At 69.4% G+C, this 21,469-nt stretch carries 3 protein-coding genes; all 3 read left to right on the forward strand.

The features are described from left to right. Nucleotides 1-316: 316 nt before the first annotated feature. From ABL840_RS11020 to ABL840_RS11030, 3 genes are read left to right on the forward strand one after another with little or no spacing between them, the layout of a single operon-like run. Entirely contained in the window at nt 317-1,627 is a 1,311-nt protein-coding gene (locus tag ABL840_RS11020) for an MFS transporter (protein ID WP_176947630.1), read from the forward strand. Continuing rightward, the gene (locus tag ABL840_RS11025) at nt 1,624-17,736 is read left to right on the forward strand and encodes a non-ribosomal peptide synthetase (RefSeq protein ID WP_093307095.1); all 16,113 of its coding nucleotides are present in this window, start codon (nt 1,624-1,626) and stop codon (nt 17,734-17,736) included. Before ABL840_RS11020 ends, ABL840_RS11025 begins: the two co-directional genes overlap by 4 nt. Beyond that, nucleotides 17,733-21,278, forward strand: coding sequence for a non-ribosomal peptide synthetase (locus tag ABL840_RS11030; protein ID WP_093307096.1), 3,546 nt, complete (start codon nt 17,733-17,735; stop codon nt 21,276-21,278). Before ABL840_RS11025 ends, ABL840_RS11030 begins: the two co-directional genes overlap by 4 nt. Nucleotides 21,279-21,469 lie beyond the last annotated feature (191 nt).

The following is a 21,469-nucleotide window of genomic DNA, read 5'->3' on the forward strand; positions in this document are numbered from 1 at the left end:
GGGTCTGCCAATTCCGAAGTTCTAGTCCTCCGGCGTCAGGAAATTTAAATGATGCGTCATTTGTGCAGCCTGCCAATTACTGTGCTGCAGCGCGGAATAATCGTGTGTCGCCTCGCGGCTATGCCGCGAAAAAAATCCATCCCGCCACCCGCAGCACTCGCGCTTTTTTCTACTTTCATCAGTTGACAGCGTGGGCTCCCGGGGAGCGCCCGTTATGCAGGAAGTGACCGTGGAAGCCGCTGCGCCCCCGACCCGTGACGACCCGGCCAGACTGCCGCCGCTGCCATTCCGCCGGCAAGGCGCCCGATCGACGTTCGTGCTCCTTTGGCTGAGCGAAACCGCCTTCGATCTGGGCACCACGCTGGTCAGCTTCGCCGTGGGGGTATGGATCTTCTCGCGCACCGGCTCGGCGCAGGACTACTCCTTCTCGGTGCTGGCCGCCGCGCTGGCGGCGATGCTGGTCACGCCTTTCGCCGGCGTGCTTGCCGACCGCCACGACCGGCGCTGGGTGGTGCTGTCGTGCGACATCGCCGCCATCGCCTGCACCTTCGCGATCGCGATGGCGCTGCTCTCCGGCCGGCTCGGTGTCGGCGCGCTGTATGCCTACGCCGCGGTCGCGGCGGCGGTGGGGGCGCTTCGGCGTCCGTCGATCCGGGTGGCGGTCAGCCTCTTCGTGCCGAAGGATCGCTTCGCCCAGGTAGGCGGGCTGACCGGCATCTCGCGTGCGCTGGTGCAGGTCGGCGCGCCCGCCGCGGCCGGCTTCCTGATGTCGCTGACGGGCGGCCTGCAGGGCGTGATGGCGACGCAGTTGTGCCTCCTGCTGGCCGCGGCTGCGCTGGTGTTCGCGGCACTGACCCGCGCCGGGGCGGAGGTGCGCGGCGGGCAGGGCAACGTCGGCGCCGCCAGGCGCGATGCGTCGCTGTGGCGCGGCGCGGGCGCCAGCTTCTCCGGTGCGCTCGCATACCTGCGCGAGCAGCCGCTGATGCGCGCTCTGCTCGGCTACGGCGCGCTGGTGCAGTGCCTGATGGTGCTGGCCACGGCCATGGTGACGCCGCTGGTGCTGTCCACGCACTCCAGCGGCGTGCTGGGCCTGGTGATGTCCGTGGGCATCGTCGGCGGCCTGCTCGGCTCGATCCTGGTCGCCACCGCGCGGCTTCGGCAAGGGCTGATGCAATGGGTGCTGGCCTGCGACGCGCTGCAATGCGCCGCCGTGCTCGTGGCGGGATGCGTGACCACGCCGGCCCTGTGGTGCGCGGCGGCGTTCGTCTGCCTGTTCTGCGGCAGCACCTCGGTCGCGTGTTCGCACGCACTGTGGATGCGCAAGGCACCGGCGGGCCGGCAGGGCAGCGTGTTCGCCCTGATCGCCGCATCCAACATGCTGGTGATGTGCGCGGTGCTGCTGGCCGGCGGCTGGCTCGCCGACGCGGTGCTGGAGCCGGCGATGCGCCCGGGCGGCGCGCTCGGCGACACCGTGGTGGGTGCCTGGTTCGGCACCGGGCCGGGCCGGGGCATCGGCTTGCTGTTCTTCGCGACCGGCGCGGCCGGCCTCGTGCTGACAGTCTTCGCGCTATTCCATCGGCGCCTGCGCCGGCTGGAAACGCTGGTACCGGATGGCGGTGAAGCATGAGCGGCCAGATCCTGCAGTCCCTGAGCTCGCCCCAGCAGGCCGTCTGGCTCGACCAGTCGCTGGCGCCCGACCTGCCTTGCCACAACATCGGCGTTGCGGCCAGCCTCGACGGGCCGACCGACCTCGACCGGCTCGAAGCGGCGATCCGTGCCGTCGTCGCGCGCCACCAGGCGCTGCGCATCGTGCTCGAGCGCGGCAACGACGGCGAGGCCATGCAGCGCTTCGCCGCGCCCGATGACGACGCTGCCGCCGGCACGGTATTGCAGCGCTTCGATTTCAGCGGCGAGGCCGATCCCGAAGCGAGCGCCTGGGCACATCTGCGCGCCGCCTTCCTGGCTCCCTTCGATCTCTATGGCGGGCGGCTGTGGCGCATGCAATGGCTGCAGGTCGCGCCTGAACGCGGCTACTGGCTGGCGTTCTTCCATCACTTGGTTGCCGATGGCTGGTCGGTCTCGCTGACCGGCAACGCCATCGCCGAGGCCTACAACCGCCTCGGGCGCGGCGAGGCCGCGGTCGAAGAGAAGGGAGACGGCGACGGTGAGGGCGACGACTATGCCGGCTTCATCCGCCTGGATGCCGAATACCAGGCCTCGCCGCGCTATGCGAGAGACCGCGCCTTCTGGCTGCAACGCCATGCACGCCTTGCCGCGCCGCTGTTCGAGGAAGGGCCCGCCCGGCGCGCCCATGCGGGCCGAAGCAAGGTCGAGCAGGCCGTCTGGCAGCTGGAACGCAAGGACCACGACCGCCTGAGCGAGGTGGCCGTGGCGCAGGGCGCATCGAGCACGCATTTCCTGGCTGCGCTGCTGGCCGTGTACTTCGCACGCCTGCACGGGCGCGAAGAAGGCAGCGAAGGTGAAGTCGTGATCGGCATGCCGGTGCACAACCGCACCACCGCGGCGCAAAGGCGCATGCCCGGCATGTTCTCAGGCGCGATTCCCGTCGGCATCGCGGTCGATCCGCGCGAGACCTTCGCGCAGACGCTGCGCCGCGTCGCGGCCGAGCTGAAGCAGTGCTACCGCCACCAGCGCTATCCGCTGGCCGACCTGCACCGCGAGCTGCTGGCCGGCACGGGCGAGCGCCGGGGCCTGTTCGACATGTCCCTGTCGATCGAGAGCTTCCAGGGCGACATCCGGCTCGAAGGCATCCGCAGCGCGGTGTTCCCGTTGCACAACGGCTACGAGCGCCAGCCGCTCGCGGTCTATGTGCGCGACTACGAGCAGGGGCGCCCGGTGCACATCGAGTTCAACCACGACCCCGCCCTGTTCTCCGCACAGGAGATGGCCGCCCACCTGCGGCGACTGCAGGTGCTGGCGCGCGCGGCGACCGATGCGCCGGACACGCCCGTGGGCGAGCTGCCGCTGATGAACGAAGCCGAGCGCGAACTGGTGGTGCATGGCTTCAACCGGCCGGTGCTCGATACGGGCGCGCCTTCATTGATCCATACGCTGTTCGAGCGCCAGGCGCAGCGAGACCCCGATGCCATCGCGGTGCAGTTCGAAGACGAGCGGCTCAGCTACGGCGAGCTCGACCGGCGTGCCAACCAGCTGGCTCATCATCTGCGCGAGCTGGGCGTTGGCCCGGATGCGCTCGTCGCGATCTGCATGGAGCGCGGGCCCGGGATCGTCGTGGCGATCCTGGCCACGCTCAAGGCCGGCGGCGCCTATGTGCCGCTGGATCCAGTGCATCCGGACGAACGTCTCGCCCACGTGCTGCGCGACAGCGCGCCGGTGGCGCTGATCGGCGACGGCGCCTCGCTCGATCGCCTGACGGGGTCGGCTTCGTGCCGGCAGGTGCGTCTGGACCTGCCATGGGAAGAGACGTCGTGGGCCAACGCTCCCACCGGCAATCCACGGGTCGAAGGCCTCGCTCCATCGCACCTGGCCTACGTGATCTACACCTCCGGCTCCACAGGGCTGCCCAAGGGCGTGATGGTCGAGCACGCGCAGGTCGGCCGCCTCTTCGCCGCGACGCGCGGCTGGTTCGACTTCGGCCGTGACGACGTATGGACCCTGTTCCATTCCTTCGCCTTCGACTTCTCGGTGTGGGAGCTGTGGGGCGCGCTGATCCACGGCGGCCGGCTGGTCATCGTGCCGCATGCGGTGAGCCGCGCGCCGAAGGAATTCCATCGCCTGGTGTGCGAGCAGGGCGTGACCGTGCTCAACCAGACGCCCAGCGCGTTCCGCCAGTTCGCCGCCGCATGCCAGTCCGCGGCGAAGGAACCGTCGGCGCATGCGCTGCGCCATGTGATCCTCGGCGGCGAGGCGCTGGAGCCGGCCACGCTCGTGCCCTGGTACGCGCAGCAGAGCAACCTGGGCACGCGCCTGGTCAACATGTACGGCATCACCGAGACGACAGTGCACGTCACCTGCCGCGTGCTCGGCCCGGACGATGCGGTGCGCGCCGGCTCGAGCCCGATCGGCAAGCGCATTCCCGACCTCAGCCTGTATGTGCTCGATCCGCGCGGCCGGCCGCTGCCTGTGGGCTGCGCAGGCGAGATCCATGTCGGCGGCGCGGGTGTGGCGCGCGGCTACCTGCGACGGCCCGAACTCGATGCGCAACGCTTCGTGCCCGATCCGTTCAGCGGCGTGCCGGGCGCGCGCATGTACCGCAGCGGCGACATGGGCCGCCTGCTCGCCGACGGCAGCCTGGAGTACCTCGGACGCAACGACCAGCAGGTCAAGATCCGCGGCTTCCGCATCGAGCCGGGCGAAGTCGAGGCACGGCTGATGCGGCTCGACGGCGTGGCCGATGCGGCGGTAGTCGTGCGCGAGGACCAGCCGGGCGATCTGCGCCTGGTCGCGTACCTCGTGTTCGCCGATGCAGGCACCGCCTTCGATCCTTCCGCTGCTCGCACGGCACTTGGCAGAAGCCTGCCCGACTACATGATCCCTGCGGCGTTTGTGCCGCTGGACGCACTGCCGCTGACGCCCAACGGCAAGCTCGATCGCAAGGCACTGCCCGTGCCCGAGCTTCACGCCTGGCGCCGGCAACGCGACCATGAGCCGCCGCAGGGCGCGGCCGAGCAGGCGCTTGCAAGGCTGTGGGCGGAAGTGCTCGGCATCGAGCAGGTCGGACGTGGCGACAACTTCTTCGAACTCGGCGGGCATTCCATCCTCGCGGTGCGGCTGGTCGAGCGCATGCAGCGCGAAGGGCTGGAGGTCGACATCCGTCAGCTCTTCACCGAACCGACGCTGGGTTCGCTCGCGGCCAGCATGGCGGGGATGCGGCAAGCCGTCGCGCCGACGCCCGTTCCGGCCAATGCGATACCCGGGCGATGCGAGCGCATCACGCCGCAGATGCTCCCGCTCGCGAGCCTGACGCAGGCGCAGATCGACCTGATCGCCGCCGGCGTTCCGGGTGGCATGCGCAACATCCAGGACATCTATCCGCTCGCGCCGCTGCAGGAAGGCATCCTGTTCCACCACCTGCTGCAAGGCGAGGGCGAAGGCGATGCCTATGTGCTGCCGGCGCTGCTGCGTTTCGACGATCGTGCGCGGCTCGACCGGTTCGTGGCTGCGCTGCAGCAGGTGATCGCGCGCCACGACATCCTGCGCACCGCCGTGCAGTGGGAAGGGCTGGACGCGCCCGTGCAGGTGGTTTGGCGTAGCGCCTCGCTGATGCTGCAGGAGCAGCATTTCGACCCGGCCGATGGCGATGTGCAGGCGCAACTGCAGGCCCACGCGAACGCGCGGACCGTGCGCCTCGACCTGCGCCGTGCGCCGATGCTGCAGGCCCATGCGGCCTTCGACCCGGCGTCGAGGTGCTGGCTGCTGCAGCTGCTGCATCACCACCTGACGCTGGACCACACCACCACCGAGCTGATCCTGCACGAGGTGGTGGCACTGCTGCAGGGGCGCGGCGAGAGCCTTGCCGCGCGGGTGCCGTTCCGCGACTTCGTGGCGCGCTCGCGCCAGGGCGTGAGCAAGGCCGGGCACGAAGCGTTCTTCGGCGCGATGCTTGGCGATGTGGACGAGCCCACGGCGCCCTTCGGTCTGCTCGATGTGCAGGGCGATGGCTCGCAGGTCGAGCAGGCGAAGTCGATGTTGCCGTCGGGCCTGTCGACACAGCTGCGTGCGCTCGCCATGCGTCACGGCGTGAGCACGGCCAGCCTGTTCCATCTGGCCTGGGCACGTGTGCTGGCCGCTTGCAGCGGTCGCGACGACGTCGTGTTCGGCACGGTGCTGTTCGGACGCATGCAGGGCGGAGCGGGCATCGACCGCGCGATGGGCATGTTCATCAACACGCTGCCTGTGCGCATTGCATTGGGCGGGCGTGGCGCGGTGCAAGGCCTGCGCGAGACGCACGCAGCATTGAGCGAGCTGCTTCGCCACGAGCATGCATCGCTCACGTTGGCGCAACGCTGCAGCGGCCTGGCGCCGAACACGCCGGTCTTCTCTGCGCTGCTCAACTACAGGCACAGCCGCGGCGAGAGCTTTTCCGGCGAAGGCGAAATCGAGATCGTCGAAGGCATCCACTACATCGGCGGCCGCGATCTCACCAACTATCCGTTCAGCCTGTACGTCGATGACCTGGGTGAGGATTTCGTGCTTACTGCCGAGATTCATGTCTCGGTGTCCGCACAACGCGTATGCGGGTTCGTCGAGCAGGCACTGCGGGCGCTTGCGGTAGCCCTGGCAGAAGAGCCGGGCAGGGCATTGCTGGCGCTCGAAGTCTTGCCGGCTGCGGAGCATCGGCGCGTGATCCATGGCTTCAACGACACGCATCGTGCATACGACGCGGCTGCCTTGGTGCACGAGGCATTCGAACGGCGAGCGGTGGCTCATCCCGAGCGCATCGCCTTGGAAATCGATGGCGCGCAGCTGAGTTACCGAGCACTCAACGAGCAGGCCAATCGGCTCGCGCGGCATCTGCGCGAGCTCGGCGTCGGCCCGGATGCCCGCGTGGCGATCTGTGCCGGGCGCAGTTTCGAGATGGTGGTTGCGATCCTCGCCACGCTCAAGGCCGGCGGCGCCTGCGTGCCGCTGGACCCCGCATATCCCCAGGAGCGGCTGACCCACATGCTGCGCGACAGCGGTACGAGGGTCGTGCTGAGCCAGCGTGGATCGATCGAGCGCCTGATGCCTATCGATGCGGCCGTGATATTGCTCGACGAGAACGTGCCAGCGTGGGTCGAAGCTTGCTCGGACAACCCGCGTGTCGAAGGGCTCTCGTCATCGCACCTGGCCTATGTGATCTATACCTCCGGCTCCACGGGCGCGCCCAAGGGTGTGGCGATGCCGCATCGCGGGCTGGCCAATCTGCTGGAGTGGCAGAGAGAGCAACTGCCCGAGCCTGCGCGCACCTTGCAGTTCGCGGCGCTGGGCTTCGATGTCGCCTTCCAGGAGATCTTCTCGACGCTGGCCGGCGGCGGCACGCTGGTGCTGCTGCGCGAAGAACTGCGCCAGGACCTTCCGGCCCTGGCCGAATGGCTCGCGGAGGAGTCGATGGAACGCCTGTTCCTGCCCTACATCGCGCTGCAGAACCTCTGCGAGCTGTGGTCGCAGCGCGGTGCGCCGCTGCCGATGCTGAGGGACGTCATCACCGCGGGCGAGCAACTGCGCATCACGCCGGCAATCCGGCTCATGTTCGTCAAGTACCCGCAGGCACGTCTGCACAACCACTACGGACCGACCGAGACGCATGTGGTCAGCACGCACACGCTGAGCGGCGCACCCGGGCAATGGGAAGACCTGCCGCCGATCGGCCAGCCAGTCGGCAACAGTCGCATCTACGTGCTCGACGCGCAGCGCAATCCGGTACCGGTGGGAGTTGCAGGGGAGCTCTATCTGGGCGGCATGCAGGTCGCTCGGGGCTACCTGTCGCAGCCCGGCTTCACCGAAGCACGCTTCCTTCCCGATCCGTTCGACAGCAAGGAAGGTTCCCGCATGTACCGAAGCGGCGACCTCGGCCGCTGGCGTGCCGACGGCAGCATCGAGTACCTGGGGCGCAACGACCATCAGGTGAAGCTGCGCGGCTATCGCGTGGAGCTCGGAGAGATCGAGGCACAGCTGGCGAAGCTCGACGGAATCCGCGAAGCAGCGGTGATCGCCCGCGAAGACCAGCCGGGCGACAAACGACTGGTGGCCTATGTCGTCCTCGTCGACGCCTTGGACGCGTCCTTGCTGCGTACTGCCTTGCGCGAGCGCCTGCCGGAGTACATGGTTCCCTCGGCCTATGTCTCGCTCGACGCACTGCCGCTGACCCCCAACGGCAAGATCGACCGCAGGGCCCTGCCTGCACCTGAGACTCACAGCCAGCGCACTTACGAAGCGCCACAGGGCGAACTCGAACAAGCCCTCGCCGACATCTGGTCCGATCTGCTCGACATCCCCCAGATCGGCCGCGACGACGACTTCTTCGAACTCGGCGGCCACTCCCTGCTGGCCATCCGGCTGTTCGAACAACTGCGTCGGCGCGGCTGGTCCACCGACATCCGCTCGCTCTTCACGCACCCGAAGCTGCGCGCCTTCGCCTCGACGATCCGGCGCGGCGAGGACGCGGCAGCGGTGCCGCCCAACCTGATCCCACCGGGCTGCGAAGCCATCGAGCCCGCGATGCTGAGGCTGGTCCGGCTCGACCCGACCGCCATCGCGCGGATCGTGAAAGCCACCCCGGGGGGCGCTGCCAACATCCAGGACATCTATCCGCTCGCACCGCTGCAGCAGGGCCTGCTGTTCCATCACCTGCTGGAGCGCGACACCGACACCTACGTGCTGCCGACGCTGCTCGAGTTCGACAGCAGGCCGCGCATGGACAGCTTCATCGCGGCGCTGTCGCGCGTGATCGAGCGCCACGACATCCTGCGCACCGCGGTCCACTGGGAAGGCCTCGCCGAGCCCGTGCAGGTAGTGTGGCGGCGCATCGAATTCGCGCCCGAGACATTGACGCTGGCGGCAGGCACGCTGCCAGCGCCGCAGCGCCTGCGGGAGCATCCGCGGGTGCGCGGCCTGCGCATCGACGTGCGCCGCGCACCCATGCTGCATGGTTTCGCCGCACATGACGAAGCCAGCGGGCACTGGCTGCTGCAGCTGTCGTATCACCACCTCGTGATGGACCACACCGCGCTGGAGTTGCTGGTGGAGGAAGTCGCGGCGGTCGAGCGCGGAGATGTTGCCGGGCTGCCCGCGCCGGTGCCGTTCCGAGACTTCGTCGCACGCTCGCGCCAGGGCGTGAGCGAAGCCGAACACGAAGCGTTCTTCAGCGCGATGCTCGGCGATGTGGACGAGCCCACGGCACCGTTCGGACTGCTCGACGTGCAGGGCGACGGCTCGCAGGCGGAGCAGGTGCGGCTGATGTTGCCATCCGCCTTGTCGTCGCAACTGCGCGTACTGGCCATGCGCCACGGGGTGAGCACGGCCAGCCTGTTCCATCTGGCCTGGGCGCGTGTGCTGGCGGCTTGCAGTAGTCGCGACGACGTCGTGTTCGGCACGGTGCTTTTCGGGCGCATGCAGGGCGGCGCAGGCATCGACCGCGCGATGGGCATGTTCATCAACACGCTGCCTGTGCGCATTGCATTGGGCGGGCGTGGAGCGGTGCAGGGACTGCACGAAACCCACGCCGCGCTGAGCGCGCTGCTTCGCCACGAGCACGCATCGCTGGTGCTGGCCCAGCGATGCAGTGCGATGCCTGCGCAGGTGCCCCTGTTCTCGGCCCTGCTCAACTACAGGCACGGCCGGCTTGCGCGCACCGAAGTTCTCGACGGCATGCGCCTGCTCGACGTGCGCGACCGCACCAACTATCCGTTCGGCCTGCATGTGGATGACGACGGCAGCGGCTTCGGGTTGACGGTGCAGGTCGATGCTTCGCTGTCGGCCCAGCGCATTGCGGAGTTCATGCAGCAATCTTTGCAATCGATTTCGCGGGCTTTGGAAGAGGAGCCGCACAGGTCGCTGATGACGCTCGATGTGCTGCCCGCCGGGGAACACCGGCGCGTGGTCCATGGTTTCAACGAAACGCATCGCGCATGCGACGCGACTGCCTTGGTGCACGAGGCCTTCGAGCGGCAAGCGGTGGCACATCCCGAGCGCATTGCCTTGGAGCTCGATGGCGCGCAGCTGAGCTATCGCGTACTCAACGAGCGGGCCAACCGGCTTGCACGGCATCTGCGCGGGCTCGGCGTCGGACCTGATGTCCGTGTCGCCATCTGCGCCGAGCGCGGCTTCGCGATGGTGGTCGCGACCCTGGCCACGCTCAAGGCCGGCGGTGCCTGCGTGCCGCTGGACCCGGCGTATCCGAAGGAGCGATTGATCCACGTGCTGCGCGACAGCGCGGCTGCGGTCGTGCTGGGCCAGCAAGCTTCGATCGAACGGCTCGCGCCGGACGTCGCAGCGGTACCGCTTGATGAAACCGACGTAGCCTGGGCCGAAGTCTCCGCCGACAACCTGCAGGTCGAAGGACTAGTTGCATCGCATCTGGCCTACGTGATCTATACCTCCGGCTCCACGGGCGAGCCCAAGGGTGTGGCGATGCCGCATCGCGGGCTGGCCAACCTGCTGGAGTGGCAGCGAGAGCAACTGCCCGAACCCGCGCGCACGCTGCAGTTCGCGGCGCTGGGCTTCGATGTCGCCTTCCAGGAGATCTTCTCGACGCTGGCCAGCGGCGGCACGCTGGTGCTGCTGCGCGAAGAACTGCGCCAGGACCTTCCGGCCCTGGCCGAATGGCTCGCGGAGGAGTCGATGGAACGCCTGTTCCTGCCCTACATCGCGCTGCAGAACCTCTGCGAGCTGTGGTCGCAGCGCGGTGCGCCGCTGCCGATGCTGAGGGACGTGATCACTGCGGGCGAGCAATTGCGCATCACGCCAGCGATCCGCCGGATGTTCTCCCGGCATCCGCAGGCGAGGTTGCACAACCACTACGGACCGACCGAGACGCACGTGGTCAGCACGCACACGCTGAGCGGCCTTCCCGAAAAATGGAAAGACCTGCCGCCGATCGGAAAGCCCGTCGGCAACAGCCGCATCCATGTGCTCGATGCGCAGCGCAATCCGGTGCCGGTGGGTGTCGTCGGTGAGCTGTACCTGGCCGGAGTCCAGGTGGCTCGCGGCTATCTGTCGCGGCCCGAACTGAGCACCGAGCGGTTCGTGCCCGATCCGTTCAACCACGAAGGCACGCTCATGTACCGAAGCGGTGACCTGGGCCGCTGGCGCGCCGACGGCAGCATCGAGTACCTGGGGCGCAACGATCATCAGGTGAAGCTGCGCGGCTATCGCGTGGAGCTTGGAGAAATCGAGGCGCAGCTGGCGAAGCTCGACGGAATCCGCGAAGCAGCGGTGATCGCGCGCGAAGACCAGCCGGGCGACAAGCGGCTGGTCGCATATCTCGTCCTCGCCGACGCCTTGGACGCGTCCTTGCTGCGTAGTGCCTTGCGCGAGCGCCTGCCGGAGTACATGGTTCCCTCGGCCTACGTCTCGCTCGACGCACTGCCGCTTACCCCCAACGGCAAGCTCGACCGCAGGGCCCTGCCTGCACCTGAGGCTCACAGCCAGCGCACTTACGAAGCGCCACAGGGCGAACTCGAACAAGTCCTCGCCGTTATCTGGTCCGATCTGCTCGACATCCCGCAGATCGGCCGCGACGACGACTTCTTCGAACTCGGCGGTCACTCCCTGCTCGCCATCCGGCTCATCTCCCAGATCCGCGAACGCCTCGACGCCGAACTCCCGCTCGCCACGCTGTTCGCCCGGCCGCGCCTTGCCGCGCTGGCCGGCGCCGTGGCCGAGTCGGGCCCCGGCGCGTTGAGCGGGATCACGCCTGCCGACCGCAGCCGCCCGCTGCCCCTGTCCCCGGCGCAGCAGCGGCTGTGGTTCATCTCCGGTGTCGATGCGCAAGCCAGCGTCGCGTACCACATCGCCGGTGCACTGCGGCTGCGTGGCGAACTCGACAGCGCGGCCCTTCGCTCAGCACTGGATCATGTAGTGGCCCGGCACGAGGCGCTGCGCACGCGCTTCATCGAGTTGGACGGACAGCCTCGGCAGCACATCGACGCGCCGCGCGGTTTCGAATTGCGCGAGCAAGACATCGAGGCCGGAGAACCGACACGCATCGAAGCGCTATGCCGCGAAGCCGCTTCCGAGCCCTTCGATCTCGCGGCCGGCCCGCCTATCCGTGGTTGTCTGCTGCGCATCGCCGCCAACGACCATGTGCTCGTGGTCTCGATGCACCATATCGTTTCCGACGGCTGGTCGCTGGGCGTGCTGATGCGCGAGTTCGCCGCTGCCTACAGCGCGTTGCGCGACGGGCAGCAGCCAGGCCTGCCGACGCTGGCCATCCAGTACGCCGACTACACCGCCTGGCTGCATAGTCATCTGCAGGGCGCGACGGCCCAGGCCCAGCTTCGCGATTGGGCCGAGCAGTTGCAAGGCGCGCCGGCGCTGGTCGAGCTGCCGCACGACCACCCTCGGCCCGCGTTGCAGGACTATCGCGGCGCGAGCATCGAGGTCGGCATCGACGCAGACACCACGCGTGCCCTGCGCGCGCTCGGACAGCGCCACGGCGCGACCCTGTACATGGTCGTGCTGGCAGCCTGGGCCGCGGTGGTGGCGCGCTACGGCGGCCAGCGGCAGGTGGTGATCGGGAGTTCTCACGCCGGCCGCGGCCGCGTGGAAGTCGAGCCGCTGATCGGCTGCTTCATCAACACGCAGGCGATGAAGATCGCGCTGGACGGCGCCCCGAGCGTGGCCGACTTGCTGGCGCAGGTGCGCGAAAGCGCGCTGCAGGCGCAGGCACGCCAGGACGTGCCTTTCGAGCGCCTCGTAGAGCTGCTGAATCCGCCGCGCTCGATGGCCCATCACCCGGTGTTCCAGCTGATGCTGGCCTGGCACAACACGCCGCCGATTGCTCTGGAACTCGCGGGCCTCGAGGTCGAGCGGGTCGAGAGCCTGCCGGGCGGCGCGCAGTTCGACCTGGCGCTGGATCTGCAGGAAGAGGGTGATCGCATCGTCGGCAAGCTCAACTACGCCACATCGTTGTTCGACGAAGCCACGGTGCGCCGCCATTGGCAGTCGCTCGTGGCGATGCTGCGAGGCATGGTCGAGGGCGACGACAGCCGTCCAGTCGAGCGCATCGCGCTGCTCGACGATGCGGAGCGCGACCGCCTGCTGCACGCCTTCACTCAAAGCGCACCCGCATTGCCTGCACATGCGTTCGCCCATGCTGCCTTCGAGAAGCAGGCCGCGCTACGGCCGCAGGCCATCGCGCTGGAACACGATGGCGAACGACTGAGCTATGCCGAGCTCGACCAGCGCGCCAACCAGGTCGCGCACCACCTGCGCGGCTTGGGCGTCGGCGCGGAGGGTCGAGTCGCGCTCTGCCTGCCTCGCGGGTTCGACCTGATCGTCGCGGTACTGGGAACGCTCAAGGCGGGGGCCGCGTATGTGCCGCTCGACGCCGCCTACCCCGACCAGCGGCTGGCCTGGCAACTCGAAGACTGCGCGCCGGCGGTGCTGCTGACCCATTCCACCTTGCGCCCGCGCCTGCGTCCGCCGCCGCGCTGCACGACGATCGCGCTCGACGGGTACGAGCCGCTGGCGAACGATCCCGTGCACCTGCCCGAAGCAAGGGATCTGCCCGAAGACGGCTCGCACCTCGCGTACGTGATCTACACCTCCGGCTCCACCGGCACGCCCAAGGGCGTGATGGTCGAGCACCGGCAGCTCTCCCACCAGATCGCGGCACTGCAGGCGCTGTACGGCTTCGGTGCGGAGGACAGGGTGCTCCAGTTCTCCAGCCTGAGCTTCGACGTCGCGGGCGAGGAGATCTTCGGCGCGCTCAGCCATGGCGCGACGCTGGTGCTGCGCACCGACGAATGGCTCGCCGAGCCCGCGCGCTGGTGCGAGCTGTGCAGCGAGCACCGGCTCAGCGTGGCCAACCTGCCGACGCTGTTCTGGCAGCGGCTGGCGCTGTCGTCCGAAGCGGTGTTTCCGCCGTCGCTGCGCCAGATCGTGATCGGTGGCGATGCGGTCGGAGCGGCCGCGCTCGATGCATGGTGGCGGCGCGGGGGCCATCGCCCCGCGCTGGCCAATGCCTACGGGCCGACGGAAACCACGATCAACGCCACCGTCGCGCGCTGCCGCGCCGGGGACTCGCCGCTCGATATCGGCCGCCCGGTCGCCAACGCACGCGTCTATCTGCTCGATGCGCACGGCGAGCCGGTGCCGCTCGGTGCGGTCGGCGAAATCTGGATCGGCGGAGCCGGCGTGGCGCGTGGCTACCTGAATCGCCCTGAGCTGACGGCGCAGCGCTTCGCAAGCGACCCGTTCGTGGCCGCTCCTGCGGGCACATCGTCGCCGCGCATGTATCGCAGCGGCGACCTCGGCCGCTGGCGCGCCGATGGCTCCATCGAGTTCCTCGGCCGCGACGACCGGCAGCTGAAGATCCGTGGCTTCCGAATCGAGCCGGGCGAGATCGAGGCCGAGTTGATGCGCATCGACGGCATCCTAGAAGCGGCGGTGATCGCCACGCCGGAACGCGATGAGGAACGGCACCTGCTGGCCTATGTGGTTGCCGACCCGCTCGGCCCGCCGAACGATCCGTCGCAGCTGCGCGCGCGCCTGGCCGAACGCCTGCCCGAGTACATGCTGCCTGCCGCCTTCGTGCCGCTCGACGCTCTGCCGCTGAACGCCAACGGCAAGCTCGACCGCGCCGCGCTGCCCGCACCCGACGACGAAGCCCATGCACGGCGCGGCTACCGCGCACCCGAGGGCGAGCATGAGCAGGCGCTGGCGCTGATATGGGAGTCGCTGCTCGGCGTGGCCCGCATCGGCCGCGACGACGGCTTCTTCGACCTCGGCGGCCATTCGCTGCTGGCGGTGCGCATGATCTCGCAGCTGCGCCAGCGCTTCGGCATCGAGCTGGCGCTCACGACGGTGTTCGCGCGGCCACGGCTCGCGGAGCTTGCCGCGGAGGTGATGCGCGCAGTGCCCGAGGCGGCCGACCCGATCGTCGCCGCGGAACGCGGCGTGCTGCTGCCGCTCTCGCATTCGCAGCAGCGCCTGTGGTACGTGACGCGCATCGACGTGCAGGCCGGCGCGGCCTATCACCTGCCTGCCGCGCTGCGATTGCGCGGCGCGCTGGACCGCATCGCGCTGCAGCGTGCATTGGACAGGATCGTCGCGCGGCACGAGTCGCTGCGCGCGCGCTTCGTAGTGGTCGACGGCCAGCCGCGCCAGCGCATCGAAGAGGCGCAGAGCGTGGCGGTGAGCCTTCATGAGATCGACGGTCTCGACGAACTCGGCAACAGCACCCTGCGCGCGCTGTGCCAGGCAGAGGCCGCCGCGCCTTTCGACCTGGAGCGCGAGCCGCCGTTGCGCGTACGCCTGCTGCGACTGGCCGCGCACGAGCATGTGCTGCTGCTCACGATGCATCACATCGTCTGCGACGGCTGGTCGCTGGCTGTACTGGCGCACGAGTTCTCTGCGCTGTACGGTGCGTTCAGCCGTGGTGAACCCGATCCCCTGCGGGCGCTGCCGATCCGGTACGGCGACTACGTTGCATGGCAGCGGCGGCGCCTGCAGGGCGAAGCCGCGCAGGCGCAGCTGCGCTACTGGGTGGATCGCCTGCGCGATGCTCCGCCGCTGATCGGCCTGGCCACCGACAGGCCACGCCCGCCGCAGCAGGACTATCGCGGCGCGAGCATCGAGGTCGGCATCGACGAGGTACTGACCCGCGAACTGGGCGCCCTGGCGCAGCGCCACGGTGTCACCGTCTACATGGTGGTGCTGGCGGCATGGGCGGCGGTGCTCGCGCGCCTGGGCGGCCAGCCGCGCGTGGTGCTCGGGAGCGCCGTCGCGGGGCGCGACCGCACCGAGCTCGAGCCGCTGATCGGCTTCTTCGTCAACGCACAGGCCCTGCGCTTCGATGTCGACGAGGGCCTCGACGTGGGCGGGCTGCTGCTGCAAGCGAAGCAGGTCGCGCTGGAGGCCCAGCAGCACCGCGACGTGCCCTTCGAGCAGGTGGTGGAAGCGCTGAACCCGCAGCGCTCCAGCGCCTTCAACCCGGTCTACCAGGTCCGGCTGGCATGGCAGAACACCCCGCGCGCACGGCTGGCGCTCGAAGGGCTGGAGTTCGACAACCTCGCCAGCCATGCGGGCAGCGCGCAGTTCGATCTCTCGCTCGACCTGGAACCCGAGGGCGATCGCATCGCCGGCCAGTTCAACTACGCCACCGCGCTGTACGACGAGGCCACGGTGCGGCGCCACTGGCATGCACTGGTGGCGATGCTGCGCGGCATGGCAGCCGATGCCTCCGTGCCGGTGGAGCGCATCGGCCTGATGGCGCCACGGGAGCGCGAGCAGGTGCTGCACGGCTTCAATGCCGCAGCCGGGGAAAGCGGCGAAGGTGAACTTCTGCATCGCCTGTTCGAGGCGCAGGCCGCGAGCCAGCCGCGAACGCTGGCGCTTGCGTGCGAAGACGAAGCGCTGGACTACGCCACGCTCAACGCCCGCGCCAATCGCATCGCCCACCACCTGCGCGGCCTGGGTCTGCGTCCCGACGACCGCGTCGCGCTGTGCCTGGAGCGCAGCGTGGACATGGGCGTGGCGCTGATGGCCACGCTCAAGGCCGGCGGCGCCTGCGTGCCGCTGGACCCGGTGCATCCCGACGACCGACTCGCCCACATGCTGCGCGACAGCGCGCCGGCGGCGGTGCTGACCCAGTCCCGCCTGCTGGGGCGCCTGGCGGTGCCCGAAGGATGCGCGGTGCTGGTGCTCGATGGCGCCACGTCTCCATGGACGGATGAGCCAGGGCACGACCCCGATCCCGATGCGGTGGGGCTGACCCCGGCGCACCTGGCCTACGTGATCTACACCTCGGGCTCGACCGGCGAGCCCAAGGGCGTGATGGTCGAGCACCGCAATGTGCTGAACTTCCTGCGCGGGATGGAGCAGCGCATCCACGGGCCCGCGCCGGACTGCAGGCGCGTGGCATGGAACTCCTCCTTCGGCTTCGACATGGCCGTGAAGGCCTGGGGCCAGCTGGCCTTCGGCCGCAGCGTGTTCCTGCTGCCCGAGCGCACCCGTCTCGATGCGCAGGCGCTGCTCGATTTCCTGGAGCGCCACGCCATCGAGGCGATGGAGTGCACGCCCTCGCACCTGCGCATGCTGCGCTCGGCCGGCTTTCCGCAGCGGCGCGGCACCTCGCTGCGCAAGCTGCTGCTGGGCGGCGAGGCGCTCGACGCCGATACCTGGCAAGCCCTTGCCGAGGCCGGATCGGTGCAGTTCCACAACATGTACGGCCCGACCGAGTGCAGCGTGGACGCCACCTGCGGCCCGGTCGCAGGCGTGGTGCCGCACATCGGCCGGCCGATGCCGGGCGCGCGCGTCTATCTGCTCGATGCGCATGGCGAGCCGGTACCCATCGGCGTCGCGGGCGAGATCCACATCGGTGGCGCCGGTGTCGCGCGGGGCTACCTTGGGCGACCGGAGCTCACGGCGGAGCGCTTCCTGCCCGATCCCTTCGATACCGGCGGCGGAGCGCGCATGTACAGGACCGGCGACCTGGGCCGCTGGCGCGCCGACGGCAGCATCGAGTACCTGGGCCGCAACGACCACCAGGTGAAGATCCGCGGCTACCGCATCGAACCCGGCGAGATCGAGGCAAGGCTCGCGCGGCTGGACGGCGTGCGCGAGGCCGTGGTGATGGCCGATGCGAGCCAGCCCGGCGAGCCCCGTTTGATCGCCTATCTGCTGGCAGGGCAGGGCATGACACCGGAGCCTTCCGAGCTGCGCGCGCAGCTCGGTGCGCAGCTGCCTGACTACATGCTGCCCGCCGCCTACGTGGTGCTCGCGGCCTGGCCACTGAACGCCAACGGCAAGCTCGACCGCAAGGCGCTGCCGCCACCCGACGACAGCGGCCTTGCGCGTCGGGCCTACGCCGCGCCGCAGACCGAAATCGAGGTCCGGCTGGCGGCGCTCTGGGGCGAGCTGCTCGGGGTGGCACAGGTCGGCCGCCACGACAATTTCTTCGAGCTCGGCGGGCATTCGGCGCTCGCGATACAGCTGATCCACGCCATGGGAGAGCAGCAACTGCAGGTCGACGTGCAGATGGTGTTCAACGCGGCGACGCTGGCCGAGCTTGCCGCGGCCACCGTGCAGATCGAGGAGATCGTCCTGTGAGCCATCAGAACGTGACATCGTCGGAGCTGCTCGAAGCGCTGGCTTCGCGCGGCCTCACGCTGCGCCTCGACGGCGAGAAGCTCGCGCTGCAGGGCGACGCGCGGCTGCTCGCCGACACGACACTGGTGCAGGCGCTGCGCGAGCGCAAGGCCGAGCTGATCGCGCTGCTGCGCGAGGGCCGGGGTGTCGATCGGCTCGACTACCGCATCGACGAGTCGGCCGAGGCGATCACGCCGGAGATGCTGCCGCTGCTCGCGCTGGGGCAGGACGAGATCGACCGCCTCGTGGCGAAGGTGCCCGGCGGCGTGCGCAACGTGCAGGACATCTATCCGCTCGCGCCGCTGCAGGAGGGCATCCTGTTCCATCACCGCCTTCACCGCGAGAGCGAGGACGGAGGCGACGCCTACGTCATGCCGACCCTGCTGCGCTTCGACAGCCGCCAGCGGCTCGAGCGATTCGTTGAGGCACTGCGCGAAGTGATCGCGCGCCACGACATCCTGCGCACCAGCGTGCATTGGGAAGAGCTGCAGCAAGCCGTGCAGCTGGTGCAGCGCGAGGCGAATCTGGAGATCGCGATGCTGGCCTCGGCGCCCGCCGAAGTGGCGCGGGAACGTCTGCGCGCGCTGGCCGATCCGCGCAGCTGCCGCCTCGACGTGCGGCGCGCCCCGATGCTGCGCGGCCACGCCATCGAGGAAGAGGGCAGCGGTCGCTGGCTGCTGCAGCTGCTGCACCACCATCTGATTCTCGACCACACGGCTTCTCAGCTGCTGGTGCGCGAGGTCATGCTGATTCTTCAGGGTCGCCGCAACGAGTTACCCGTGCCGGTGCCCTTCAGGCGCTTCGTCGCGCAGGCACGGCAGGGCGGGGCGGAGACCGTGCATGAAGCCTATTTCCGTCGTGTGCTGGGTGACGTGGAGGCAACCACCGCGCCTTTCGGGCTGGACGAGGTACGCGGCGACGGCAGCGGCGTGCTGCAGTCGCGCGCCGGGCTGGAACCCGGGCTCGCGCGGCGCCTGCGCGAACAGGCGCGCCTGCGCGGCGTGGGCGCGGCCAGCGTGTTCCATCTGGCCTGGGCGCTGGTGCTGGCGCGTTGCAGCGCCCGGGACGACGTGGTGTTCGGGACGGTGCTGTTCGGCCGCCTGCAGGCCGGCGCGGAGGCGACGCGGGCGATGGGCATGTTCCTCAACACGCTGCCGCTGCGCGTGCGCATCGACGACGACACCGAGACCGCGCTTCGCCGCGTGCACGCCGACCTGGCCGAGCTGCTGCACCACGAACATGCCTCGCTGAGCCTCGCGCGGCGCTGCAGCGGGCTGCCGGCCGATGCACCGCTCTTCACCAGCCTGCTCAACTACCGCTACAGCGAGCGCCAGGGCGAAGACGGTGCCACGGGCGTGCCGGGCATCGAATCGCTTGGCGGCCACGACCGCACCAACTATCCCTTCGTGCTGCACGTGGACGACCACGGCGACGGCTTCGGCATCACCGCCGAGATCGACCGCAGCGTCGATGCGCGGCGAATCCGTGGCTTCGTCGAGCAGGCGCTGCGGTCGCTGGTCGATGCGCTCGAGGCAGAGCCCCGGCGGCCGCTGCGGCGCATCGACGTGCTGCCGGAAGACGAGCGCCGGCAGGTGACTGGCGATTTCAACGCGACTGCTGCTGACTACCCGCACGGCCTGCTGCACCAGTTGTTCGAGCGCCAGGCCGCGAGAAGTCCCGACGCAACCGCCGTGGTGTTCGAAGGCCGCAGCCTCAGCTACACCGAGCTCGATGCACGCGCCGACCGGCTGGCGCTGCAACTGCGCGCAATGGGCGTGGTGCCCGACGCGCGTGTGGGCATCTTCATGCAGCGCAGCGAGATGCTGGTCGTGGCGCTGCTGGCGGTGCTCAAGGCAGGCGGTGCATACCTGCCGCTCGATCCCTCGCATCCTCCGCGACGGTCGCTGCAGATGATTGAAGAAGCCGGCCCGGTGGTGGTTCTGGCCGACGCCGAACTTGCATCTGCCTTGCCGGCGACGGTGCGCACGCTGTCGGTGGATCGCGACGATCCCATGGAGGCTTTCGCCGGCGCCGAAGCCGATGTACCCGACACAGGTCTTCACGAAAGCCATCTCGCCTACGTGATCTACACCTCCGGCTCCACAGGTCGGCCCAAGGGCGTGATGAACGAGCACCGGGGCATCGTCAACCGCCTGCACTGGATGCAGCAGGCCTACGCATTGACGCCGGACGACGTGGTGCTGCAGAAGACGCCGCTGGGCTTCGACGTGTCGGTGTGGGAGTTCTTCTGGCCTCTGATGGCGGGCGCGCGGCTGGTGCTGGCGAGGCCCGACGGACACAAGGACCCTGCCTACCTCTGCGAGCTGATCCGCGCGGGCGGCGTGACGACGCTGCACTTCGTGCCTTCGATGTTGCAGCTATTTCTTGCCCGGCTCGATGAAGCCGGTGACGCGGCCGCCTGCGCCAGCCTGCGGCGCGTGGCCTGCAGCGGCGAGGCGCTTTCCGCCGGGCTCGCGCGCCGGTGCCGCGAGAGCCTGCCACACGCGCAGCTCCACAACCTCTACGGCCCGACCGAAGCGGCGGTGGACGTGAGCGCCTGGATCTGCGGGAGCGACGACGGCGACTCGGTGCCGATCGGCAAACCGATCGCCAACACCCGCCTGTACCTGCTCGACGATGCGCTGCGCCCGGTGCCGATCGGTGTTGCCGGCGAGCTCTACATCGGCGGCGTGCAGGTGGCGCGCGGCTACCTGAACCAGCCGGAGCTGACGGCGCAGCGCTTCATCGTCGACCCTTTCGGCGGGAGCGGCCGGCTCTACCGCAGCGGCGATCTCGGCCGCTGGCGCGTCGACGGCGCGATCGAATACCTGGGCCGCGCCGATTTCCAGATCAAGCTGCGCGGGCAGCGCATCGAGCCGGGCGAGATCGAAGCGCGGCTGCGCGCGATCGACGGGATCGCCGACGCCGCGGTGCTGGCGCGCGAGGACCGGTCCGGCACGCCGTCGCTGGTCGCGTACGTGGTGCCGGCCCCATCCGGTGAAGCGCCGGAGCCCGCGCGGCTGCGCCGCCTGCTCGGCGAGCACCTGCCCGAACACATGCTGCCCGCCGCCTATGTGCGCCTCGCTGCGCTGCCGCTGAGCGCCAACGGCAAGCTCGACCGCAAGGCGCTGCCTGCGCCGGGAGACGAAGCCTTCGACCGCCGCGCCTTCGTGCCTCCGCAGGGCGAGGTGGAGCAGGCCCTGGCCGCGATCTGGTCGCGGCTGCTGGGCGTGGAGCGCATCGGCCGCCATGACAGCTTCTTCTCGCTCGGCGGGCACTCGCTGCTCGCGGTGCAGATGTTGGAGCAGCTGCGCAGGCGCGGCTGGGCCATCGACGTGCGCGCGGTCTTCGCCCGGCCGGCGTTGGCAGCGATGGCTGCCGCCGTTCGCACCGCACCGGACGTGGCCGAGGTCCACGTACCGCACAACGCCATCCCGGCCCACTTTGCCCAGCAGGAAGCCGGATGGGACACCGAATCGGAAACTGAGGAGTTCAGACTGTGAATCTGGAAGTCGCGAGCACGCAATCACTGGACGCGCCGGCCCTTATCGGCCTGCTCGAAGAGCGCAGGGTCCTGGCGCGGATCGAGCAGGGCGAGCTGGTTCTGAAGGCGCCGCGCGGCGTGCTGACCCCCGGCGTGATGGCATCGCTGAAGCTGCACAAGCAGGCGCTGATGAGCTGGGTCGCCGCCAAC

Source organism: Variovorax sp. NFACC27 (genome assembly GCF_048301545.1).
Classification (GTDB): Bacteria; Pseudomonadota; Gammaproteobacteria; order Burkholderiales; family Burkholderiaceae_C; genus Variovorax; species Variovorax gossypii.

Coding starts and splice junctions, on each gene's coding strand:
- ABL840_RS11025 (WP_093307095.1), top strand. CDS start 1,624: ATGAGCGGCCAGATCCTGCAGTCCCTGAGCTCGCCCCAGCAGGCCGTC.